The 23,119-nt window shown below is 39.7% G+C and carries 30 protein-coding genes; 26 read left to right on the top strand and 4 right to left on the bottom strand.

Annotated features, from left to right (window positions below):
* Positions 1-2: 2 nt before the first annotated feature.
* On the top strand, positions 3-773 hold the full coding sequence (locus V6C71_06635; GenBank protein ID HEY9768174.1) for an ATP-binding cassette domain-containing protein: 771 nt from the start codon (positions 3-5) through the stop codon (positions 771-773).
* Between the two features lie 104 nt (positions 774-877).
* On the opposite strand, the gene V6C71_06630 is transcribed toward V6C71_06635, so the two are convergent.
* Positions 878-1,723 (bottom strand): glycosyltransferase family 2 protein, encoded by an 846-nt coding sequence (locus V6C71_06630; protein ID HEY9768173.1) that lies wholly within the window; start codon positions 1,721-1,723, stop codon positions 878-880.
* Positions 1,724-1,887: 164 nt separating this feature from the next.
* On the opposite strand from V6C71_06630, the gene V6C71_06625 reads away from it, so the two are divergent.
* The 14 genes from V6C71_06625 (at position 1,888) to V6C71_06560 (ending at position 11,338) form a co-directional block, all read left to right on the top strand.
* Positions 1,888-2,187 carry a ChaB family protein gene (locus V6C71_06625; protein ID HEY9768172.1) on the top strand — a complete coding sequence of 100 codons (300 nt, stop codon included), beginning with the start codon at positions 1,888-1,890 and terminating at the stop codon, positions 2,185-2,187.
* An 82-nt stretch (positions 2,188-2,269) separates the two neighbouring features.
* Positions 2,270-2,569, top strand: coding sequence for a hypothetical protein (locus V6C71_06620; protein ID HEY9768171.1), 300 nt, complete (start codon positions 2,270-2,272; stop codon positions 2,567-2,569).
* Positions 2,570-2,878: 309 nt separating this feature from the next.
* Positions 2,879-3,487 (top strand): Hsp20/alpha crystallin family protein, encoded by a 609-nt coding sequence (locus tag V6C71_06615; protein ID HEY9768170.1) that lies wholly within the window; start codon positions 2,879-2,881, stop codon positions 3,485-3,487.
* Positions 3,488-3,837: 350 nt separating this feature from the next.
* Positions 3,838-4,191, top strand: coding sequence for a hypothetical protein (locus V6C71_06610; GenBank protein ID HEY9768169.1), 354 nt, complete (start codon positions 3,838-3,840; stop codon positions 4,189-4,191).
* A gap of 395 nt (positions 4,192-4,586) precedes the next feature.
* A complete protein-coding gene (locus V6C71_06605; GenBank protein HEY9768168.1) occupies positions 4,587-5,564 on the top strand; it encodes a J domain-containing protein in 978 nt (325 codons plus the stop codon).
* Entirely contained in the window at positions 5,561-5,854 is a 294-nt protein-coding gene (locus V6C71_06600; GenBank protein HEY9768167.1) for a chaperone modulator CbpM, read from the top strand. The genes V6C71_06605 and V6C71_06600 overlap by 4 nt, the downstream gene beginning before the upstream one ends.
* A 168-nt stretch (positions 5,855-6,022) precedes the next feature.
* The gene (locus V6C71_06595; GenBank protein ID HEY9768166.1) at positions 6,023-6,493 is read left to right on the top strand and encodes a hypothetical protein; all 471 of its coding nucleotides are present in this window, start codon (positions 6,023-6,025) and stop codon (positions 6,491-6,493) included.
* A 99-nt stretch (positions 6,494-6,592) separates the two neighbouring features.
* The gene (locus V6C71_06590) at positions 6,593-7,210 is read left to right on the top strand and encodes a hypothetical protein (protein HEY9768165.1); all 618 of its coding nucleotides are present in this window, start codon (positions 6,593-6,595) and stop codon (positions 7,208-7,210) included.
* Between the two features lie 163 nt (positions 7,211-7,373).
* The gene (locus tag V6C71_06585) at positions 7,374-8,174 is read left to right on the top strand and encodes a TrkA C-terminal domain-containing protein (GenBank protein ID HEY9768164.1); all 801 of its coding nucleotides are present in this window, start codon (positions 7,374-7,376) and stop codon (positions 8,172-8,174) included.
* Positions 8,175-8,450: 276 nt separating this feature from the next.
* Positions 8,451-8,732 carry a hypothetical protein gene (locus V6C71_06580; GenBank protein ID HEY9768163.1) on the top strand — a complete coding sequence of 94 codons (282 nt, stop codon included), beginning with the start codon at positions 8,451-8,453 and terminating at the stop codon, positions 8,730-8,732.
* A gap of 189 nt (positions 8,733-8,921) precedes the next feature.
* Positions 8,922-9,587 carry an SRPBCC family protein gene (locus V6C71_06575; GenBank protein ID HEY9768162.1) on the top strand — a complete coding sequence of 222 codons (666 nt, stop codon included), beginning with the start codon at positions 8,922-8,924 and terminating at the stop codon, positions 9,585-9,587.
* Positions 9,588-9,622: 35 nt separating this feature from the next.
* On the top strand, positions 9,623-9,946 hold the full coding sequence (locus tag V6C71_06570; GenBank protein ID HEY9768161.1) for a hypothetical protein: 324 nt from the start codon (positions 9,623-9,625) through the stop codon (positions 9,944-9,946).
* Positions 9,947-10,057: 111 nt separating this feature from the next.
* The gene (locus V6C71_06565) at positions 10,058-10,414 is read left to right on the top strand and encodes a hypothetical protein (protein HEY9768160.1); all 357 of its coding nucleotides are present in this window, start codon (positions 10,058-10,060) and stop codon (positions 10,412-10,414) included.
* A gap of 105 nt (positions 10,415-10,519) precedes the next feature.
* Positions 10,520-11,338: a general stress protein gene (locus V6C71_06560; GenBank protein HEY9768159.1), complete on the top strand. Its 819-nt coding sequence runs from the start codon at positions 10,520-10,522 to the stop codon at positions 11,336-11,338.
* 136 nt (positions 11,339-11,474) lie between these two features.
* Here the strand turns inward: V6C71_06560 and V6C71_06555 are convergent, their stop codons facing one another.
* Entirely contained in the window at positions 11,475-11,666 is a 192-nt protein-coding gene (locus V6C71_06555; GenBank protein ID HEY9768158.1) for a hypothetical protein, read from the bottom strand.
* A gap of 59 nt (positions 11,667-11,725) precedes the next feature.
* Here V6C71_06555 and V6C71_06550 point away from each other — a divergent pair, with 59 nt between their 5' ends.
* From V6C71_06550 to V6C71_06535, 4 genes are all read left to right on the top strand, one after another.
* On the top strand, positions 11,726-12,895 hold the full coding sequence (locus tag V6C71_06550) for a zinc-dependent alcohol dehydrogenase (protein ID HEY9768157.1): 1,170 nt from the start codon (positions 11,726-11,728) through the stop codon (positions 12,893-12,895).
* 160 nt (positions 12,896-13,055) lie between these two features.
* A complete protein-coding gene (locus tag V6C71_06545) occupies positions 13,056-13,418 on the top strand; it encodes a hypothetical protein (protein ID HEY9768156.1) in 363 nt (120 codons plus the stop codon).
* A gap of 384 nt (positions 13,419-13,802) precedes the next feature.
* A complete protein-coding gene (locus V6C71_06540) occupies positions 13,803-14,657 on the top strand; it encodes a manganese catalase family protein (GenBank protein HEY9768155.1) in 855 nt (284 codons plus the stop codon).
* A 132-nt stretch (positions 14,658-14,789) separates the two neighbouring features.
* Positions 14,790-15,239, top strand: coding sequence for a DUF4383 domain-containing protein (locus V6C71_06535; GenBank protein HEY9768154.1), 450 nt, complete (start codon positions 14,790-14,792; stop codon positions 15,237-15,239).
* 172 nt (positions 15,240-15,411) lie between these two features.
* Here the strand turns inward: V6C71_06535 and V6C71_06530 are convergent, their stop codons facing one another.
* Positions 15,412-15,606, bottom strand: a complete 195-nt coding sequence (locus tag V6C71_06530; GenBank protein HEY9768153.1) for a hypothetical protein — start codon at positions 15,604-15,606, stop codon at positions 15,412-15,414.
* Here V6C71_06530 and V6C71_06525 point away from each other — a divergent pair.
* From V6C71_06525 to V6C71_06515, 3 genes are read left to right on the top strand one after another with little or no spacing between them, the layout of a single operon-like run.
* Complete coding sequence (locus V6C71_06525; protein ID HEY9768152.1) at positions 15,552-16,613, top strand: acyl-CoA dehydrogenase family protein; 1,062 nt, start codon at positions 15,552-15,554, stop codon at positions 16,611-16,613. The two genes, V6C71_06530 and V6C71_06525, sit on opposite strands and share 55 nt — an antisense overlap.
* Positions 16,561-17,604 carry a PIG-L family deacetylase gene (locus V6C71_06520; GenBank protein ID HEY9768151.1) on the top strand — a complete coding sequence of 348 codons (1,044 nt, stop codon included), beginning with the start codon at positions 16,561-16,563 and terminating at the stop codon, positions 17,602-17,604. The genes V6C71_06525 and V6C71_06520 overlap by 53 nt, the downstream gene beginning before the upstream one ends.
* Entirely contained in the window at positions 17,601-18,188 is a 588-nt protein-coding gene (locus V6C71_06515; GenBank protein HEY9768150.1) for an SAM-dependent methyltransferase, read from the top strand. Before V6C71_06520 ends, V6C71_06515 begins: the two co-directional genes overlap by 4 nt.
* Here V6C71_06515 and V6C71_06510 read toward each other — a convergent pair.
* A complete protein-coding gene (locus V6C71_06510; GenBank protein HEY9768149.1) occupies positions 18,135-19,439 on the bottom strand; it encodes a glycosyltransferase in 1,305 nt (434 codons plus the stop codon). The genes V6C71_06515 and V6C71_06510 overlap by 54 nt on opposite strands.
* A gap of 418 nt (positions 19,440-19,857) precedes the next feature.
* Between V6C71_06510 and V6C71_06505 the strand changes: the two genes are divergently transcribed.
* The 4 genes from V6C71_06505 to V6C71_06490 all read left to right on the top strand — a co-directional run bounded on the left by V6C71_06505 (position 19,858) and on the right by V6C71_06490 (position 23,117).
* On the top strand, positions 19,858-20,469 hold the full coding sequence (locus V6C71_06505) for a TetR/AcrR family transcriptional regulator (GenBank protein ID HEY9768148.1): 612 nt from the start codon (positions 19,858-19,860) through the stop codon (positions 20,467-20,469).
* Positions 20,466-21,299 carry an aldo/keto reductase gene (locus V6C71_06500; GenBank protein HEY9768147.1) on the top strand — a complete coding sequence of 278 codons (834 nt, stop codon included), beginning with the start codon at positions 20,466-20,468 and terminating at the stop codon, positions 21,297-21,299. The genes V6C71_06505 and V6C71_06500 overlap by 4 nt, the downstream gene beginning before the upstream one ends.
* Positions 21,300-21,329: 30 nt before the next feature.
* Positions 21,330-22,169, top strand: a complete 840-nt coding sequence (nei, locus tag V6C71_06495) for an endonuclease VIII (protein ID HEY9768146.1) — start codon at positions 21,330-21,332, stop codon at positions 22,167-22,169.
* Positions 22,170-22,655: 486 nt separating this feature from the next.
* Complete coding sequence (locus V6C71_06490) at positions 22,656-23,117, top strand: orange carotenoid protein N-terminal domain-containing protein (protein ID HEY9768145.1); 462 nt, start codon at positions 22,656-22,658, stop codon at positions 23,115-23,117.
* Positions 23,118-23,119 lie beyond the last annotated feature (2 nt).

The raw sequence follows: 23,119 nt of genomic DNA, 5'->3' as shown, positions 1-23,119 counted from the left end.
TAATGCACCACAATCCCATCGTTATTGAAAATCTCACCTATACTTACCCTGATGGAACTAAGGCTTTAAACAACATCAATTTAGCGATCGAAGCAGGTGAACGAGTAGCACTTATCGGTGCTAATGGTTCGGGTAAGTCAACTTTACAATTACACCTCAATGGAATTATTCTGCCCCAAGCAGGAAGTATTAAAGTAGGAAAATGGTCGATCAATTCCGATAATTTGCGCGATATTCGTAATTTTGTCGGCTTGGTCTTTCAAAATCCTGATAATCAACTATTTATGCCTACAGTCTGGGATGATGTCACCTTTGGCCCTAAAAATCGTGGCTGGCGGGATGAAGAGTTAGCCGAACGAGCCCAAAAAGCAATGATGATGGTTGATATCGATCCAGAATATTATGGGTCGAGAAATACCGAAAATTTATCGGGGGGAGAGAAAAAACGAATTGCGATCGCTGGAGTTTTGGCAATGGAACCTCAAGTGTTAGTTTTGGATGAACCTTCGGCACAGTTAGATCCTCGTTCTCGCCGTCAATTGATTGAGCTATTAAAAAATTTATCTTTAACTCAACTAGTGGCAACTCATGATTTAGACTTGGCTTTAGAACTTTGCGATCGCACTGTCGTCTTAAGTCGAGGTCAGATTGTTTATGATGGACAAACCGAGAAGATCATGAGCAATCCCGATTTTTTGGTAGAGCATTCACTAGAGTCACCTTTATCATACAGCCGTCCTTATTGTTTATTAAAAGACGTGCCTGTGGGGTAGTATTGCTAAAAGCTAATAGCTAAAAGCTAAAAGCTAATAGCGAAGCGGTATCCGTAATAGACGAACACTATTATTATCGATTTCATGTCTTAATTCAGCAACGCCTAAACATTTTTTAGACAGGCTTGTATCTCGGTTTCGGTTGGCAGCTTAATAATTTCTATCTGAGCGTTTTCCCCAGCAATGTATCCCAGATCGGCAAACTGATCTAGCCATTTTTTCATCGGTAAAATATGCCATTTGCGGTAGAAAATCCGCGCATTGTCAACTATTTCTGCTAAATGATTAAGAGGTGGGGTATAGGCAAGATGAAACTGATGATATGCCAACGCGCTAACTTTGTAGAGGGGGATATGCTGCGATCGCGCTGTAAAAGAAAAATCGGTATCTTCTGCGCCATAACCTGTGTAGTCCGTATCAAACCCGTTAATCTCATTAAAGGTCTTTTTGCTAATTCCAAAACATAATGACCAAAATAGTTCATAGGGGTGAATAATCTTATCTTGACCAGTTATTTCTGTTCCCTGTAATTTATGCGGTGAAGATTGTTGATTGAGGCTTTCTTTGCTCCAATTATCCTTTTGCCAATCCTGATGTAGATAGCGTACTGAACCACAATATATTGCGTCTTCTTGCAGTAGGTGATAGTTGAAAACTTCAATTAAATGGCGATCGCAAATGCAGTCTACATCTAAAAAAATTAATTTCGCTCCAGTAGCTATTTCTGCTGCTTTGTTTCTGGCTGCTGCTAGAGGTAAGCGATCGTCTTGAGTATTTAGGGTTGCAGTATCTATAGGAAAAGGTGTAGTGGGCAAATCAGGAAGACGATCGTTCATACAGACAATTACAAGCTGATCTGGATATAGCTGCGATCCGATTAAACTTCTAACTAAATTTTGTAAGTGTAGCTTCCGATTGGCATAAATAGTACACAGAGAAATATGATTCATTTTTTAAAAACAAGCCTTAATTTATCATATAGCTCGATTTAGGGACATCAAAATAGTTCTATAGACATAACCTTAATTTAAATCAATTATGCCTCGAGAATGATTTCTAATTAACTGTAAATTTGCTTTGATTGAAACAAAGAACCAATAATTAAATATTAAATATGACCTACCAACAATTAGAAGATTTACCTGCTGAAGTAACAGAAAAGTTACCCAAGCACGGACAACAACTTTTTATGGCTGCATATAATGCGGTGAGTGACAATGGCATGGACGAAAACAATGCTACTCAAGTAGCCTGGAATTCGGTTAAAAATAGCTACCAAGAAGACAAAGACGGTAACTGGGTTTCAATCGAAAATGCTAACGTCGATCGCGGTAACATTATTGGTACAGACATGGAAACTAGCGATCCGATTGGCAACCGTGAAAATAACGCAGGAACAATGCGTGGTGGCTAAATATTCTGTTACTACGGACAGATGTTTAAGCACCAAAAAATTATTAATTTGATTAAAAATAAGCAGCGAAGAAATTTAAATCATGGAAAATGAAGAAAAAAAAGTAGTAGTCACAAGACACGATCCTGAAGATGCAGAACCAGGGAAAGGCGCGCCTGGTAATCAGGTTGGTGTACAATTGGCACAGTCAGTTGATGTTAACGATCCTGAAGCCATAATTCCTTCTGGTGGAGATCCAGAAGAAGAGATGGAACATATTGAAGCTCTCGAAGAACAAGAAGAGGGTACAGGCTTAAGTACCACTGGTGGCTATGTCATCGATGAATCTAATCGTCTCAACAATTTCGCTGTTGAACCAGAAATGTATGTAGAAGACAAATAAATTTTATCTATGTAGTGTTTGACGCGAGATGTTTTTGTCAATTTAATTAACATTAATAATTAAATTATTTCGACTGTAGAGATGCAGTCGATTTTTTAGTGTCTAAATACTTGTAATATTGCAATAGTCTTTAATTCACAAGCTCGGCTAACAGCTAAGAGCTAGTAGCTAAAAACTAAATTATTGCAACTTAAGGTCATAAACTATCAAGCTTAAATTTTCATGCTAAAGGTAGAGTTTAAATAGTCTTAAAACTTGTCAATATTAAGCTAAAGCATTACATACAAGCTTATTTCGGAGGCAAAATATATGGCATTAATCCATTGGCAACCTTTCCGCGAGATGAACTCTTTGCAGAGAGACATGAATCGTTTGTTTGAAGCTCTTGCACCCATGGAACAAGAATCAATGCAGCAGTCTTTTATGCCCTTGGCGGAAATGGAAGAAACTGACGACTCAATTCATCTTAGAGTAGAAATTCCTGGCATGGATGCAAGCAATTTAGACGTGCAGGTAACAAAAGAGGCGGTGCTGATTAGTGGCGAGCGCCAATCTCAATCTAAATCAGAAAAAAATGGCATGACTCGTTCTGAGTTTCGCTATGGTAAATTTAGCCGTATGATTCCTCTGTCAACACGGATCGACAATAATAGCGTTAAAGGGGACTATAATAACGGAATCTTGACATTAGAACTACCCAAAGCGAAAGAAGACGCTAACCAAGTTACCAGAGTTAATTTGGGTTCTAGCAATAATACTAATAGCCAAAGTGTTTCTGGATCTCAGCCTCAACCATTAAACACTGCTGATACCAATACCAACCAAGATAACAAGCCCGAAGGTGGTTATGGTAATACACCAGATGTTTGGAACGAGGATGAAAACAAAAGTTCTCAATCTGAGACAGTAGCTAGTTAACAAACCAACAGCCATTTTGTCGGAGCAAAAGCGAGTTTTCTCATGCAGCATTAATCATGAACATTAAATACTTTTGATTGGTTATGACTAGTTTTTAATCTTTCTTAATTGTCAACAATGTTTCAACCTGATTAAGCTTTATTAAGCTCGCTTTTTTCAGAATATTAGTCTCCCTCAAACAGCGATCGCCTATTGTCTCAGAACAAAGCAACCTGAAATATTTATAACTTTTGGAGGAGGGGCAAATGAAGCATAAATTTCTAAGCTAATTATGTACTCTTGTTTAATATTATTGTTTCAATTATTATTTACCTTGGTCGCAATAAGTGAAACAATATCCCCAGATAAAGATGTTTAAAAGCCCTAAAGAATTCCTAAAGGACGACGCGAAGCTAGTCCTAAAGGATACCGCTGCGCATATGCCGTGGCATACCGCTTCGCGTCGCGATCGCTCGATTATTTTTCAAGAAACTTTGCTTGATGCTTCAATCAAAAATAAGTTCGGCTTCCAAGAAAAAGATATTTTACCCTTATTTAATAAATATCAGAGTAAGCGACAAATTTTGATTAATTTTGTCAGTTTTTTAACCTACGTTTTGCAGTTGCCTACTCTTTTATATTTACGTCTTTTTAAAAAAAATAATACTATTGGCAACCTAAACAATCGGGCGTTGCTGGAGAAAAACAACCAGTTTAAAATATAAATCATGATTGAAGGCAGCAATAACTTGTTTTGACTGCTGAAAGCAGTTGTGTTGTGGAAAGCAGTTTCATGATGAACTACGAACGCATAATGAGTGCAGTTTTATTCATATGGCTCGCTACAGCTACCCAAAACATGCTGCAATAAGAGCGATCGCCGTCATCAATCAAAAAATAACCAAGTTGACTACCTTAAACACATTTACAGCTAACTTACTAGTTGGCAATATCTTGAGAAATAAATAATCTTCTCAAGATATTGCACTCGGAATAAATTTCTAATTATTGCCTAAGTTTATAGCTAAATAATAGATTCAGAAAACAAAGATCTATAATTATTCTATAGGTTACGAGTTAAGATAATCGAGCCTCAGAAGACAATTATCTATTAAAGATTATGGCTGCAACCGACTTTAAAGATTATTACCAGGTATTAGGCATTAGTAAAAGTGCTTCTGCTGACGAGATTAAAAAAGCTTATCGTAAGCTGGCACGGAAGTATCACCCCGATTTGAACCCAGGAAATAAACAAGCAGAAACTCGCTTTAAAGAAATTAACGAAGCACAAGAAGTACTTTCAGATCCCGATAAACGGCGTAAATACGACCAATACGGTCAATATTGGTCACAAGTGGGGCAAGGAGGCGCAGCTTCTGGATCTGGCAGTGGTGGCGGATTTAACAATGTAGACGTAGGCGGTTTCGATTTTAGTCAGTATGGTAATTTTGAAGATTTTATCAATGAAATTCTAGGTCGTGCTGGCGGTCAAAGTAGAGGCAGCTATGGCTATCGCACGTCAGCTCCTGGAGGCTTTGGAGGTGGCTATAGTGATGTACCAGCTCAAGATAGCGAAGCAGCGATCGCTCTTACTTTCTCTGAAGCCTTCAACGGGACACAAAAACAGTTTCGTATTGGTAATGAAACGGTAAAAGTTCGCATTCCTGCTGGTGCCAAAACAGGTAGTCGGCTGAGAATTAAAGGTAAAGGTCAACCCAGTCCTTTTTCCGGACAGCGCGGGGACTTGTATCTAAACATTGAACTGCAACCCCATCCTTTATTTAAATTTCAAGGAAACAATTTAGTTGTTGAACTGCCAATTACTCCCGAAGAAGCAGTTTTGGGTGCAGAAATTACCGTTCCTACCCCTGATGGGAAAGTAACGATGAAAATTCCTTCTGGAGTAAATTCGGGACAGTCTTTGAGATTAAAAGACAAAGGCTGGCGTCAACCCAACAAACAGCGCAGCGATTTGATGGTTCAATTAAAAATAGTTACGCCAAAAGAGCTCAGCCAAACCGAACGAGAATATTACCAAAAGCTTCAGCAAGTTAGCAGCTACAATCCCCGTAAAAGTTTGGAGGACATGAGATTATGAGCAGTTTATCTCTTACGGTAGTCGATCTACAGGGCGATACCCTAATTAGTTTGGATCGCGTTGCTACTATCACCCAAACCTCTGTCACCACCATTGACAGCTTTATTCGACTAGGGGTAATTGAACCAGAAGGCTCGATGTTAAAACTTGAAGATATTAGTCGCGTGATCAAGATTATGCGTCTGCGTAAAGATTTAGGGCTGAATTTGGTAGGTGCAGCGATGGTATTAGAACTCAGTGAAGAAAATTCTCGACTGCGATCGCAATTAAAGGCTTTACGTCAGTCTTAAGAAGTATATCTAACTGTATTTGGCTCAAAGCCATACACAGTAGTAAACAGACCTATTGTATCTGCTAAAAGATCTACCCTAAGAGCAATAGAATTTTTCCTAAAAATGAAGAAAATAAGAGCATCACTTTTATTAATTGAATTGCTCTCAAGTTGAGCCGGGATAAATATGTCCGAACGTCAAAGAGCGATTGGTATTTTTGATAATTCATTAAATACCGAAGCTGCTTTAAAAGAACTAGATGATTCTCATTTTTCTCTGAACCGAGTTTTTGTGATTGCCCATAATTCAGAAGGGGAAAACAAAATAGTTGGCACAGAATTATGCCAATCATTGCGCGATCGCTTCGATACTCGAATTAGTAGTGATACTAAGCAAGACTCTAATGTCATCACAGGTGAAAGTGTAATCAGCTTAACTCAAGCTCTTACTCAGTTAGATATCCCCGTCGATACTGCACGTTCTTACAATGATTTAGTTTCCCAAGGCAAATATTTAGTCATGGTTGAAGGTAATCAAGACGATATTTTGGGGGCAAAACCCATTTTGAAGCGTTGTGGTATTCAAGATTGGACTGTCTACCAAGTTGCCCTAGAACATCCTGAAGTGATTATTGTCGATCATCGCCAGGCTCTTTAATAAAGTCATAGCGTTCAAAATTATTATCTAATGCTATTATCGTGCTCGAACACAATCAACAAACACTAAATAATCAGTAAATAACGAGGAAAAATTATTATGGCTTACTCAGAATCAGGTAGAAACAGAGTAGTTGAAACATTTGCGATCGAAGATAACCAAGATCGGATTAGATGGGGACCAATTTTAGGCGGAATATTTGTAGCGCTCGCCACTCAGTTAATTCTCAGTGCTTTGGGTGCGGCGATCGGTTTAATCACTGGTGACTCTGGTGTTGTAACTGGTATTTGGACAGTTGTTAGTTTACTAATTGCCTTGTTTATCGGTAGTTGGGTAACTGCGTCTGGCTGTAGCCCCATGAACAAAAAAACCGCCATGCTACACGGATTGATTTTCTGGGCGACAACTTTGGCTCTTAGTGCTTGGTTACTGGCAAGTGGAGTATCAGGGGCTTTTGGGGTTGTAGCTTCTAACGCAGGAGAAGTATTAAATCAGGCACAGCAACCAGGTGGTGTTAGCATTCCCAATCAAGTTCCAAATATACGGACTAATCAAGTAGAGCAAGCGGTAGACAAAGCATCTTGGTATTTCATTATCGGCTCACTGCTAGGATTAGCTGCATCTTTAATTGGTGCTTCGGTTGGCGCGAAAAAACCCAGACCAATACGCACAGGAACAGTTCCTGAACCTCAACCACCAGAAAACTTTGCCAGATAGAAATTGACGTACAATAAGGGAGGATTATAAATCCTCCCTTATTTTTGCTTTATTTGGAGTCAATTACTTTTTGTTGAGCAAAATTAATAAAATAATCCTAACTGGTAAACAAATAACTAAAAATTCCTCTAGCTGATCGCTATATTAAATTACCAACGCCAAAATGGCTGCTCTTCTTTCAGTTTTAATTGCCATCACCCTATCTTTACTAGTTACTCGCATTGCTACAGAAGCTTTAACCCTAACAGGTTTATCTCGAACGTCAGCTAGATTTCAGGCACGTTCTGCTTTCACTGGTACTGGATTTGCTACAGCAGAATCGGAGGCAATCGTCAAACATCCGCTACGACGACGCATCATTATGTGGCTGATGTTTTTGGGTAACGCGGGTTTCATTACCGTTATTTCATCTTTGGTTCTTACCTTTGTTTCCACTTCTTCGCCTAGAGATGGACTATCTCGTTTACTCTATTTATTAATCGGCATTGGGGTGCTATGGCTATTGGCTACCAACCGCGCTTTTAATCGTATCCTGACTCGTTTGGTTAGAAAAGGTTTACATCGCTGGACGGATTTAGATTTAAGAGACTATGCGCGTTTGCTACATCTCAAAGGAGAATATCAGGTAACAGAAATAGAAGTCAATGAAGATAATTGGCTGGCTAATAAAAAATTGAAACAGCTACGGCTGGCAGACGAAGGAATAGCTGTATTAGGTATTGAGAGACGCGATCGCATTTATATTGGCGCACCATATGGCGATACCTATATTTATCCTGGAGATATTTTAATTGTTTATGGTCGCAAAGCAGCTTTAGTCGAGCTAGATGTACGTCCTGAAGGTATCGAGGGAGAACAAGCCCATCAACAGGCGAGCGTCATTCAAAAAGAAATTGAAAAAAATCAAAATAATTCAGATACTTATCGGACAAAACGCAAGCATTTAATTAATCGCCATAAATAATTATAAATTCAATCAATCTTCTGATAGATGGTATTTTATCAAACTAATTATTTAGACTGAATACACTACCTGAATATTTTTAAACCTTTAAATATTATGAAAAATTTGCCGGGGAAACCAATTTCCTTTGGGCTAGATTCTACTATTGAATGCCATCTTCAAAAATAGCGATCGCCAAATAAATTGATTATTTAATCAGGGATTCAAACAGGAAAATAAGCAATAAACTTTAACAATTGAAGCTAAACAGAATTATTACTGGCTTTTATATTGGGAATGATCCTCTTAATTATTATAGCCTGTAACAAACTAGAAGTCAGCAAAGCTCAAACAGATTTTTCAACGGGAAAACAGGAGGTAGGGCTACTCTATTCAAAATCTAAAAAAGCAAAATCACTAGATAGCATTGATGATTTTATCAGTCCGAAAAAGCAGCAGGAGTTATTAAATCCCAGTCAAATTCCGACTTTAAAACAACCAACTATTAATCGTGCCAATCCTGAAAACAAATTATTAGAAAAGACCAAGCAAATGTTCGAGGACGCTAGTAATTTCTAGTTTAGTTTACTGAGTGCCAGAAATTCTCAGCCTGAAAGCTATTGTTATGCAAAACTTCTGTCTTTAGATTGAAGCGAAAGTTACTAAATTAGCCAAATATAGTTTTATAGCTATTACGGTTGCATCAATTGAGATTGATTTTTCAGTTTAATTGAGTGCGATCGCGTACATTTTTCAATCACAAGTATTATGGAACGAGTTAATTCGCAGGGTAATCTGACGGCAACTACTACCGAAGAAATAATTAATAGTCCTTTGGTAATTACCAATTTGCAGCGGCGTTCTTTACAAGAAGTTTTAGCCGATTATAGTAATAAGCCTCAACTTAAGAAAACTAATCTAGTCGATCAAGCTGCTGAAGCCATTGGTTTAACGCCGAATATTCAGGTAGAAAAAACGGTGACAATTAATCGTCCTGCTGGTGAACTATACAGCTACTGGCGCCAGTTGACTAATCTGCCCAATTTTATGGGACATTTAAAGTCGGTAACCAATAAGAATGAATCAGGCACAGTATCTCACTGGGTAGCCAATGCACCTCTAAATTTAGATATTGAATGGGATGCCGAAATTATTGCTGATCAACCAGATCGTCTGATCGCCTGGAATGCTTTAGACAATGCAGACATCCATAATTGTGGTTTCGTGCGTTTTCAATCCGCAACGGCCGATCGCGGGACACAAGTAAAAGTAGTTTTAGAATATCAGCCTCCAGGAGGCGCATTAACTAATGCGATCGCCAAAATTTTTGGCGAATCACCCCAAGAACAAATTGGTGACGAGTTAAATCGATTTAAACAGTTGATGGAAACGGGCGAAATTACTACCACCGCAGGACAACCAAAGGGTTCTTAATTATATGTTGTTTGACCAACAAGGAAAAAATAAATATGTTCAACAAAATTACCGTTCGATACTTGTGTAACATGGCTTTGGCGTTAATGCTTACTGTAGGGATGTTTTTAACTAACCTGAACTACAGTGGACAAGCTTTAGCAGCAGATAACTACAGCGCAGCTACAGACACCTATCAAGAAACTCGTAACCCCAATCGGGTTAACACTACCACCGAAGAGTTAGAAAAAAGCAAACTAAATTTACCTAAAGAAAAAGAAGGTAAATCTATTTATGACATGCTGGTAGATCGAGTCAATAAACAACAAGATACTTCAGTTAAAGGCAATTCCAGCACTAAAACTAAAAGCGAACCCTAATTCTGGAGCGACTATAAATTTTTTCGTCCGTGTCTTCAACGATTAACACTCGATCCAAAGTTTATAAAGTTTAAAAGTTTAAATTACTCTACATTCATTAAAGAGGTAACAATGTTGTCATTTTTCTCGCTCGATTTACGTCGAATTCTCACTATATTTTTAGTTTCAATTACTTTATGTTTTGGTATCGCTTTTAGCGGTAATACTTCGGCAATGGCAGCCGAGGCGGTTACTCGTGATGCGACTAATCTGAATTCGGTAGATGTAGTAAGCGATGCCCAATATGAGGCTGATAAACTCCGTCGTCAGGAGGAACAAGCAATGCGATCCAAAATGGCTGAACCAGACCAAGAAAAAGAAAGTGTTGTTGAAAAGCTCAACTTGAAAGAAGCGTTACCCCGCAGCACTAAAAAGTTTGTCGAACAAATTAAGGGCGATGAACCGATTAATAACGAAACGCATCCTTAAATATTTCTTGGACAAAAGTAATAGTTATTGATACTTATAACTTTTGAACGATGAATAAATGAGAAATGCAGTAAAGAATAAAGTGTTGTTTACTAAGAGAAAATAATGAATAGATACAGACGTTCAGTAGGTTTATTTTATAGTCGTGATGAAGCAGAAAGAGCTTTACGCGCACTCAAAGACGACGGTTTTGACATGAACCGAGTCAATGTTATTGCCAAAGATGCCGACAAGGTTACTGAGTCAGCAGGAGTAGATACAGCCTACGATGAAGGCAACAATGCAGCGGAGGGTGCTGGGGCTGGTGCAACTACTGGAACTGTGTTAGGCGGTATCGGTGGTTTATTGGTAGGTTTAGGTACTCTAGCTATTCCTGGTGTTGGTCCAATTATTGTAGCTGGCGAAGCAGCAACTGCGATCGCGACAACTCTAGCGGGTGCAGGTATCGGTGCAGCAGCAGGCGGTATTATTGGTGGTTTAGTTGGCTTAGGTATTCCTGAAGATAAAGCCAAAATCTATAGCGATCGCGTTGGTGGTGGTAGTTATTTAATTATGGTCAATGGTACGGATGACGATATTAACCGTGCCGAGAGAATTTTACGAGATAACGGGGTCGAAGAGTACGGCGTATACGATGCTAACGATATAGACGACAATTCTTATAACCGCACCGCTGGCATCGATCGCTCTGGAGTAGTTGAAACTAATGCCGCTATGAGCAATACTATGGGTGGTTCTACAGTAGCTGGAGAACCTCTAATAACTTCAAACGATCGCATAGGAATTAACGAACCAGCAATTACCAGCGATCGCCTAGAAGCTACAGAACCAAGAACTACCAGCGATCGCAACGTTACTACAGGTAATAATCCAGATGTAATTGTGATCGAAACGCGAGACAATACATCACGAGACAAGATCTAATCTCAATAATTCTCTCGCGTTTGTTAGCAAAATATTTCTAGTTAGTTGAATTTGCTACCTCAACCAAAAATAACTAGAACTACAGACTGAAAATATAGCAGCAATTGCATTTTATTTAACTGTTATCAAAATAAAATCAACAGTTGCTGCTAGTTACTTGAATCTCTAGCACCGACTTGCTCAATCGAAGCATCAACACATTAAGTTCTGCAACTGAATATCGCTCTCTACGCCGAAAAATCAGTTCCGAAAATTCAATTGGTTTAGCTATTTTACGTTGGACAACTTTCTCGATAATTAAATTCGAGCCAGAAAAAAGCCTGGTCATAGCAAATTTACAAGTAATACTAAACACACTTCTACCACACCTTTAAAACTAAAATAATTATGAAAGCTGTATGTTGGCATAGCGCACACGATGTCCGAGTCGAAACTGTACCAGATCCAAAAATTCTCAATCCCCGTGATGCAATTATTAAAATAACCTCTACTGCTATTTGCGGTTCGGATTTGCACCTATATGAAGGCAATATCCCCACCATGGAATCAGGAGACATTTTAGGTCACGAATTTATGGGGGAAGTAGTCGAAACTGGCAAGGAAGTAAAAAATATCAAAAAAGGCGATCGCGTAGTTGTTCCCTTTACAATTGCCTGCGGTGGCTGTTTCTTTTGTCAAAAAGATTTGTGGTCACTATGCGACAACTCTAATCCTAATGCTTGGATGGCAGAAAAATTATACGGACACTCTCCCTCTGGTCTTTTTGGCTATTCTCATCTACTTGGAGGTTATGCAGGTGGACAGGCGGAATATGCCCGTGTCCCCTATGCTGATGTCGGTCCGTTAAAAATACCTGATGGTTTAGAAGACGACAAGGTTTTATTTCTAACTGACATTTTTCCCACTGGCTATATGGCAGCCGAAAATGCCGATATCGAACCAGGAGATACTGTCGCAGTCTGGGGATGTGGTCCTGTCGGTCAGTTTGCGATTAGAAGTGCTTATATGTTGGGTGCAGCCAGAGTAATTGCGATCGATCGCTTCCCCGAAAGGTTAAAGATGGCAAAAGAACAGGGAAACGCCGAAGTGATCAACTACGAAGAAATAGATCCAGGAGAAGCCCTAAAAGAAATGACGGGGGGAAGAGGGCCAGATCGCTGTATTGATGCGGTAGGTATGGAAGCCCACGGCACAGACGCGATGGCAGTCTACGACCAGGTAAAACAGGGATTAAAGCTAGAAACAGGAAAACCTACAGTTTTAAGACAGGCAATTGTCGCTTGTCGTAAAGGAGGAACAGTCTCTATTCCTGGGGTGTATGGCGGCTTTGTCGATAAAATACCTTTGGGGGCAGTTGTTAATAAAGCTCTAACCTTGCGCTCGGGACAAACCCATGTTCAGAAGTATCTCCAGCCTCTACTTGAGCGCATCCAACTGGGAGAAATCGATCCTTCTTTTGTTATTTCCCATCATATGAGTATCGACGATGCACCCAAAGGCTACAAAATGTTTCGCAACAAAGAAGATAACTGCACCAAAGTAGTTCTTAAACCTTAAATAAGTAGGGAGGCAGAGACACTATCAATCTAAACTTGCGAAAAAATACCTCAAAAGTCTGAGGCTAGATCTAACTGTTAGCCGAGACATTAATTTAAGCGATTTGCCAAGCTAAGAACACAGGCTAATAAATCCCCAAATTAATCTAAGGAGAATTGCAATGGGAATAGATGATATGTTCAGAGGTGTTAAACGCGATTTAGAAAGAAGAGTTCGTGGCGATCGCGACTACGATGAACGCCGTGACCGCGATCGCGACTACGATAATGAGCGCCGTAGTTATCGCGATGACGATGATGAGCGCCGTAGTTACCGCGATGACGATGATGAGCGCCGTAGTTACCGCGATGACGATGATGAGCGCCGTAGTTACCGCGATGACGATGATGAGCGCCGTAGTTACCGCGATGACGATGATGAGCGCCGTAGTTATCGCGATGACGATGATGATGAGCGCCGTAGTTACCGCGATGGCGATTACAATGATGAGCGCCGTAGTTATCGCGATGACGATGATGAATAAAAGCTGGAATAAATCTTCTTGAAGCGGTTTAATGGCGTTAGTTTAATCGCCAACGCCATTACCTCAAAATTCTTAATTTATCAGCGCCGTTTTTGCTCAACTGAATCGCGATCGCGATCGATTAGTAATTAGTCAACCATCATATTTAATTAGAGCCAACTCAATTTTAGTTAACTATCCTTTTTAGTTTGGCAAGAGCAGCATCTGATCAATGTTCAATGTAAAAAGTGTTTTTCTTGCCAAACTTGGGAGGATAGCAGTCTGGACAACCACTATCTCCTACCCAAGCTAACTCGCGCGTTCACGGTTCAACCGCACCAAGGCCTTTGCGCCGTCGCAAGGCGCAGGGTCGCTCGTCAAGATACTCAATCTCACAAGAATTATATGTTTTATCACAAAAAAAGGCTACAGTATTTCACCAAACCAGAAAAATCCGATCCAATTTTGGCAAAAAAAATGCAGGAATTAATCGGTGGTCCTTTTGGAGAAATGACTGTTATGATGCAGTATTTCTTCCAAGGCTGGAACTGTCGTGGTCCTGCTAAATACAAAGACATGATGCTCGATATTGCTACCGAAGAAATCGGACATATCGAAATGTTAGCAACTACCATGGCTTACTTGTTAGAAAAAGCGCCTGTCGAACAAAAAGATGCAGCAGTCAAAGATCCAATCATGCAGGGTGTTATGGGGGGAATGAAAGCCGAAGATATTATTATGTCTAGCATGAATCCCCAACACGCTACCGTTACAGGTGGTGGTGCGCTACCTGCCGATAGTGTGGGCTATCCTTGGAATGGTCGTTATGTCATTGCTTCGGGTAACCTAATGGCTGATTTCTTTTCTAACGTTCAGGCAGAAGCCCAAGGACGATTACAGGCAGTCAGAATATACGAAATGACAAACGATCCTGGAGTAAAAGATACTTTGTCATATATGATTGCCCGCGATACCATGCACCAAAATCAATGGTTAGCAGCGATCGAAGAGTTGAAAGCTGATGGATTAGAAGATTTGCCTATTCCTAGTTCTTTTCCTCAAGAGCAAGAAAAACAAGACGCTTCTTACCAATTCTGGAACTTATCTGAAGGAACAGAAAGTAAGGAAGGACGCTGGGCAAAAGGAAGAGCTCCCGATGGTAAAGGCGAGTTTGAATATCTGGAAAATCCGCAAGGCGAGTCAGAAATGCCCGATCCTCCAGCACCCGATCCCAGATTTCACAGTACAGGAAAACAGTAAAAAAGCTTTTAGTTTTTAGCTAATAGCTTTGCTGAATCGATCATTGGGGCGACTTGACTAATCCAAGAAAGTCGCTGACCAATTGAAAATCAAACAAACAAATTAACAACAAATACAAAAGAGGTATACATTATGCAACGTAATTGCGCTTTAGCTTTAGGGGTTATTTTTCTCCTTTTAGGCATAGCTGGCTTTGTTCCAGGCTTTATTTCTCTGCCACCTGAAGGCTTTGATGCTGGTGGTGTTAGTTTGAATGCAGATAGCTTTTATGCCAAAGGATTTGGCTTTCTATTCGGCGCATTTCCAACTAATTTGATGCACAATATCGTTCATCTTTTGGTGGGGATTTTGGGGATTGTCGCAGCCAGCACTGGCAGTGCAAAGCTTTATAATCGTGGCTTTGCTATTAGCTATGTTTTAATCGCTGTTATGGGTTTAATACCATTAGCTCAAACCACTTTTGGCTTGATGCCCATCTTTGGTAACAACGTTTGGTTTAATGGTTTATCAGCTGCGATCGCAGGTTACTATGGCTTTCTTACCGATAAACCAGCAACTTCAACAGATAAAATTAATGCCTAAGAACAGTAATTAGTAATTTAGTAATCAGTAATTATTAAAAATAATTACTGATTATTGCTGTTAGCGCGATCGCCTTTGTTGGTTTTTAACTCTTTAGACAGAAGCAATAACACAACCTATACAGGGACAATTCAATTAGCTTCAATTATCAAATAAGGAGAAGGGATTATTACTAGCCAGCTTTTACCCGTAGTAGCATCAACTCAGAGATCACCAGAAGCGATCGCGAAGTTAGTCGAAGGCATTGCGCTTGAGACACATAAAATTGCTGATTTTGCAACAGCCAATGCCTCATCACTCGATCGACAGGGAATTTTTCCCGTCGAAGAATTTCAACAGATTGCTGCTGCTGGTTTATTAACTGCACCCTTAAGTCGCCATCTAGGCGGATTGGGTTTGGGTTTTGAAACGGGTCACACTGAAAAGTTATTAATGCTTCTCCAAGAAATTGGACGTGGCAATTTAGTTGTTGGGCGTATTTATGAAGGTCACGTCAATGCTTTGCAACTGATACAAACCTTTGGTACACCAGAACAAATAGAAACCTATGCTGCCGATGCTAGACAGCATAAAATATTTGGGGTTTGGAATGCCGAAGCAGAAGACGGAGTAAAGATTATTCCTCATGCTGGCAAGTATCGATTAGAAGGTAGTAAAACTTTTTGTACTGGCTGTGGTTATGTAGAACGCCCTTTTGTTAACGGTAAGTTACCCGATGGCGGTTGGCAAATGTGTATTGTGCCGATGGATCGAGTTGAAACAGTAGTACACTCGGACTGGTGGCAACCATCGGGAATGCGGGCTACAGTTAGCTATAAGGTAGATTTTACCGGGGTAGAAGTAGAACCGAACTCTTTACTTGCTCAAGCTGGAGACTATTTTCGTCAGCCTTGGTTGAGCGGTGGCGTAATTCGCTTTGCTGCGGTACAGCTTGGCGGTGCTGAAGCTCTGTTTAACGCTACTCGCCAATATTTACAGAAGCTAAACCGCTGCGAACATTTACATCAACAAGAACGTTTGGGCAAAATGGCGATCGCCATCGAAAATGGTAGGCTTTGGCTAAAAGGCGCAGCACAAGTAGTCGATAATTACGCTCCCGTATTTGGTGGTTATCCTGAAGCTAGTCAGGAACAAGCTGCTAATTTGGTAGCATACGCCAATATGGTGCGAACGGCGATCGAACAAATATGTTTGGATACAATTCAGTTAAGTCAACGCTCTATTGGTACTTTAGGCTTATTACCACCCGAACCAATGGAACGCCTAATTAGAGATTTGAGTTTGTATCTGCGTCAACCCGCTTTTGATGCAGCTATTACTGATGTCGGAAATTATGTTCTTACAGAAACGGCAAATGCTAGTCAACTTTGGTAAGGGTAAGGGCAATTCTCAAACTACCCCTACGAGCGCTTGCTTTTTTAATACTCCAGAGTCTTTAGCACTTTTAGACATTAAAACTTTAGTCACTCGATCTGCCCATCAATCTATTTTAATAGTCGCTCCCCATCCCGATGATGAAACTCTCGGCTGTGGTGGAGCGATCGCTTTATTACGTCAATTAAATGTATCTGTAAAAGTATTAATTGTTAGCGATGGCACGAAATCTCATCCTAACTCTCTCACTTATCCACCTCCAGCACTTAAAGAACTAAGAGAACGAGAAAGTCTGGCTGCTTTAGCTATTTTAGGAGTTGCATCCGAAGCGGTTACTTTTTTAGGTATGCCTGATGGCGCAGTACCGATAGTGGAGACTGACGCGGTGACGGGGGGACACGGTGACGAAAAGAGCGACAAAATAGAAGAATATCAACAAGCGATGCAGCGCGGTCTTGGGGAGGGGCTGTCGCCTGTGGTCTCCCAGGCGTTTAAAAGCCCCGTTGGTCTCCCTCATGAGCGATATCCGAAGGTGTCTGCTAAAGCATATGCGAAGCGGTATCCTAAAGGACTAGCTTCGCGTCGTCCTTTAGGACTGCATCAAGAAGCGATCGCGCTGATCTACCAACACTTGACTTATTTAGCACCGTCAATTATTTTTTTACCTTGGCGTAGAGATCCTCACCCAGATCATCGCGCTAGCCGGCAACTATTTACAGCCGCTATTAAGAACTTAGCTACTTCCCCACGTATGATTGAATATCCAATTTGGGACTGGGATAGTCAGCAAAGAGGTGATTTTGCCGACTCTATTAATGCTTGGCGATTAGATATTAGTAGCGTCTTAGAATTAAAACGACAGGCGATCGCTCAATATCGTTCTCAAATTAGTGATTTGATTAAAGACGATCCTCAAGGATTTCGCCTCACCCCCCAAATGCTGCAAAATTTTACTCAACCTTGGGAAATATATTTAGAAGTTAAATCATGAACCAGCCTAAAGATTCGCTTCAGCCAAGTTATTTTGAAGATATGTATCGAGATAATCCCGATCCTTGGGATTTTGAAACCAGCGAATATGAAGCCCAAAAATACCAAACAACTATTGCTGCTTTACCAAAGCCTAGTTACACTAACGCTTTAGAAATAGGCGGTTCGATTGGGGTACTTACGGCTTTATTAGCACAACGCTGTGATTCTTTGCTGTCGCTCGATGTTTCGGAAACAGCGCAAAAAAAGGCGATCGCTCGTTGTCAAGATTTGCCTCACGTACGCTTTAAAATTGCTCAAGTACCTCAAGCCTATCCTGAGGAAATGTTCGATTTGACTCTATTGTCAGAGGTAGGATATTACTTAAGTTGGTCCGATCTAAAAAAGACTCAACAATTAATTCTCGAACACCTGGAGAAAGGGGGACATCTGCTACTAGTTCACTGGACACTATATGCCAAAGATTATCCCCTAACGGGTGATGAAGTTCACGATTCTTTTTTACAACTCCCCGATACCGAGCTAAAACATTTACAAGGGTTGCGGCACGAGCGATATCGGCTTGATTTGTTTGAACGTACCTAAAGATAAACTTTGAGATTGTTCTAGCATTGAACGATTACCAAGATGAGAAATACGGTTAATCGTGTTGCGTAAGTCGGCATTGGCTTGTTGGATCGTTACTTTCTGACAAGCGAGATCGAGATTGTTATTGTCTTGCTGATATTGTCCAATTTCCTCTACCACTAAGCCAAAAGTAGGCGATCGCCAGAGCGTTTCTGTCAATAAATCGCTGTTTATGTTCAGCTTTTGCGCAATAATTGCCAACTCGATTAGAAAATTACTTTGTGGCATATGTTGCCTATTTTGCCATAGATAGCGTAACCAACGACGCAGACAAAAACGTATTGCAACCAATTCGGCAGATTCAACTAGTATTGACTGGTGTTTTTGAGCCATCACGTTTAACTGAGATAATCGATTAGAAAGTCCTGCTTCAACTCTTCCTATTGCTCTAGCACTGGTAATTACTCTTACCATCGGACTATGGCGAAAACGAGCATCAGCTCGCTTTAACGCATCATAAAGAGCAACATCTTCTGAAGAGCGCAAAGGTGGCAATCCTCCTACTTGAGCGTACATCTGTGCGGTTACAGCCAAGCTAGCAGCGTAATGATGGTGATGCCGAGGAAGTGACTCAAAATCAGGATCTAAATAAGACTCTAGCTGTGAAGTTAAATAGCCATAACGTAAATGGCGTAGATAATATAATCTAGTATTTTTATTTAGCTTGCTTCTTTCTTGATTATTAGTAATAATACGACCACCAACAGCATCTGCACCATTTTTTATTTCAGCTAAAGTAGCAGCAATCCAGGTAGAAGCAACTCGTGTATCTCCATCGGTAGATGCGATTACACCAAAATTGCGTCCGATGGCTTTAAATCTTCTGTAGGCTTCATCCATCAAAATCTTGCGTACCCAACCAATATGAGCGCGATCGTTATTTAAAGTCATCTCGACCACATGAAGCACTAAATTTGGCTGAGTTTGAGCAAAACGTCTGGCAACTTCTGCTGAATTATCTGTACAGTTATTAGCCAAAATAATAATTTCGTAACGATTTTTGTCTAGCTCTTTACCTTCTAGATTGATTTGATTGGTTAAAGCTAAAAGCGTTGCTTCTAAATTGAACGCTTCATTACGCACAGGAACAATTACACAAACTTCACAGCTTGTCAGGGGCAATTGGCTGACTAACGGGTTTAAATGAGCATCATAGTTGATTTGCTTTACTTTTTCCGCAGGTCGATTTACCGAAATAATTGGCAACATTAAATTGTTTGAAAATGTAAATATGTAGTGATAGATCTATATCTTTACCAATTTATCTATGAAATTCTATCTTCACAAAGATGGAATTTAAGATTTTGATTGATGTCAAAACACTATGTAAATAAGTAGATGTTTTTTCAATCTTTTTAGGTGTATTTCTCAAAAGTCAATAAGTCTGATGTCTGTCACGATTTAAACCAATTTATGTTTAATCTTTTATTTTAATTAACGTATCTTAGCGTTAAGTTTTTTAGTCAAAAATAATAAAAAATAATTAAACCAAAGTTACTTTATAGTTATGATAGTTCTTCAATAACGATCGCGATTTGACTATAAGTAATCAGATCCTTTACCATAACTTGAATTATAACTGGCTTCATTAATATTACTCTGCTTAATTAATATAACAGAAACTAATATGTCAACCTCTACAATAAAAAAAACTCAAACCCTTGTCAAATCTGGCCGCGGACGACCTAGAGCGCCTGAAACCAGAGAAAAAATTCTCAAAGCAGCCTATGAAATGCTTAGCGAAGTTGGATTTATGGATTTGACGATCGAAGGAATTGCAGCCAAAGCTAAAGTAGGTAAACCAACTATTTATCGTCGCTGGAAAAGTAAAGCAGCACTAGCGATGGATGCTTTTTTGGCAGTGGTCAACACAGAAATAGTTTTTCCCGACACTGGTACGGCTAAAGAGGATTTTAGAGAGCAAATGCAGAAGATAGTTAAACTGATGAATAGTTCAAAAGGAGAAGTCTTGGCTAGCGTAATGGGCTGTGGGCAGTCTAACGATGAATTAATCGCTGCGTTTCGCGAAAATTGGCTTACTCCTAGAAGAGAAGATGCCAAAAGAATATTTCAACGGGGCGTAGAAAGAGGCGAGTTAAAAGAAGGTATAGATGCTGAAGTTGCGATCGACGCTTTGTACAGCCCATTATTTTATCGTTTATTACTCAAACATCAACTACTGACAGATGAATTTGTTGACGAATTAGTTGATGTTGTTATAAAAGGATTAGAAAAATGACAATGATTGAGTTACCATCAGGCAGAAAAATACCAATACTCGGACAGGGAACATGGCGCATGGGTGAAAAAGCCAGCCAAAAACAGGCAGAAATTGAAGCGTTACGTTTGGGAATAGAATTAGGGATGACGCTAATTGATACTGCCGAGATGTATGGGGAAGGTGGTGCAGAAAAGATAGTTGCAGAGGCTATTTTTGGTCGTCGAGAAGAAATATATTTAGTAAGTAAGTTTTATCCCTACAATGCTAGTTACGATGGCTTGATTGCTGCTTGCGATCGCTCTTTATCCAGACTTAAAACAGATTATCTGGATTTATATTTACTTCACTGGCGCGGATCTGTTCCATTATCGGAAACCTTGTCAGGATTGCAGTATCTCAAACAAGCAGGGAAGATTTTAGATTACGGCGTAAGTAACTTCGACACAGATGATATGGAAGAGGCGGAGTCTTTACCTGGAGGGAAAGAAATAGTTACCAATCAGGTGCTTTATAATTTGCTGCGACGCGGTATTGAATGGGACTTGTTACCCTGGTGTAGACAGCGTAAAATTCCGATTATGGCTTATTCACCCGTAGAACAACAGGCTTTTGTCAATGATTCTAAGTTGGGAGATATTGCAGCTAAATATAATGCGACATCAACACAAATTGCTCTAAGTTGGTTATTGCATCAAGACAGTGTTGTTTCTATTCCCAAAGCTACTAATCCCGATCACGTCAAGGAAAATCGTGCTGCTTTGGAAATTAAACTGGCAAATGAAGATTTACAAGCATTAGATCTTGCCTTTAAACCCCCAAAACGTAAAATGTCTCTGGCGATGAGATAATTTAAACTGCTGACAGTTAATTAAAATATAATGCCCGAAGGCCCTGAAATTAGGATTGCTGCTGATAAAATAGCTAAAGCGATCGCGCTTAAACCAATAACAAAAATTTTCTTCGCTTTTGAGCATCTCAAGCCATACGAGGAGATATTGGCAAAGCAGCTAGTTACGACGGTGGATACTAAAGGGAAAGCGATGTTGATTCGCTTTGATAACGGCTTGAGTATTTACTCTCATAATCAACTTTATGGTAAGTGGATGATTTGTCAGGCTGATAATTATCCTCAAATTAAACGCCAGTTAAGATTAGCAATTCATAATGAACAGAAGTCAGCTTTACTTTATAGTGCTTCGGATATAGAGGTGTTGGATGAAGCTGCGATCGCTATTCATCCTTTTCTGAGTCGTCTTGGCTTGGATATTTTAGATAGCAAAACAACTACGAGGAAAGTTAAAGCCAGGTTACTTAACAAATCTTTTTATCGCCGACGCTTTACTAGTTTGTTTCTGGATCAAGGTTTTTTGGCGGGCTTGGGTAATTATCTTCGTAGCGAAATACTGTTTGTTGCGAGAGTGCATCCGACACTACGTCCTGTTGACTGTAGCCAGGAACAGATATTTGCTTTGGCGCAAGCTACGATTAAAGTTCCTCAGCAATCTTATCAAACAAAAGGCATTACTAACGATTTGCAGTTAGTACAGCGGCTAAAGCAACAGGGATACAGATATCAAGATTATCGTCATTGGGTATTTAATCGAGAGGAACGACCATGTTATGTCTGCAATAATTCTATTATCAAAGAAATTTCGGCAAGTCGCAGATATTATTTTTGTCCTCACTGTCAAAAAATTAGAGATTTAGTCGTGGGCTGATCTGTCTGAGATCTTGCTGTATAAAAGTCTTCTAAAGGATATACCTGCGGATATACCGCTTCGCGTCCTAAAGGATACCGCTTCGCATATCGCAAGTAATGAACGCAGATGATTTATCGATTATGGTTTGTTAGTTTTAGTAAATCCTCGAAGCCGCGCAATTAAATACTTCTGATGTTATCCCCTTGTGGCTTGTCCTCGAATGAGGGGACTTCTGACTTTATGCCCTAAAGGGCGACGCGTAGCGCTACTAGGTTTTTGATTCGGATTCTTAAAATGCGCTAAAAGATACAATTTAGAATAATAAGCTGTTAATTTCCTCTAACGAAAGTCTGGTTTTAAATATTAGATTTTAGGTAAATATCTACGGCTAACTATAGGTGTCTTAATCGGACATTTTGTTCATGATAAACATATGAATAGGGAGCTAGTTACGATTTTTTGCAACTAAAACCTAATCTAAACAACAAATAATAGAGATATTTTATGAGCAAAGTAGCAGAAGAAAAAATCAATCAGCTTCATTCTTTATCAGATGACGATCAATTAGCTGTCTTGTGGTTTTTGTATAAAGATATTGCCAAAGAGCAAATTACACCCGAACCAGAACGAGAAGGAGAAAATTTAGACCAAGCTAATAGTCTAATCAACAGCATTAAAGAAATGTCTAAAGACGATCAGCTACAGGTACAAAAAGATATTTTATCTGGTAGCGCTCGCGAAGAATTTAATACCTATAAATCTTATTCTTCTAACCAAAAGCTATTTTTCTGGTATCAATTGGCAGCCGAAATGGAACAAGGTTCTGTTGTGGAATTTCCTAGCGATTATCAGCTATCTTCTGAAGGAAAAGAGTTGTTAAAATCGTTAGAAACAATTGGTTTTGATCAACAGTTAGCCTTCATGCGAAATGCAGTAGGCTATAGTTCTGATGAGAGTTTGAACTAAGA

Origin of the sequence: Coleofasciculaceae cyanobacterium (genome assembly GCA_036703275.1) — a bacterium.
Classification (GTDB): Bacteria; Cyanobacteriota; Cyanobacteriia; order Cyanobacteriales; family Xenococcaceae; genus Waterburya.
This window is presented reverse-complemented; position numbering and strand designations above follow the sequence as displayed.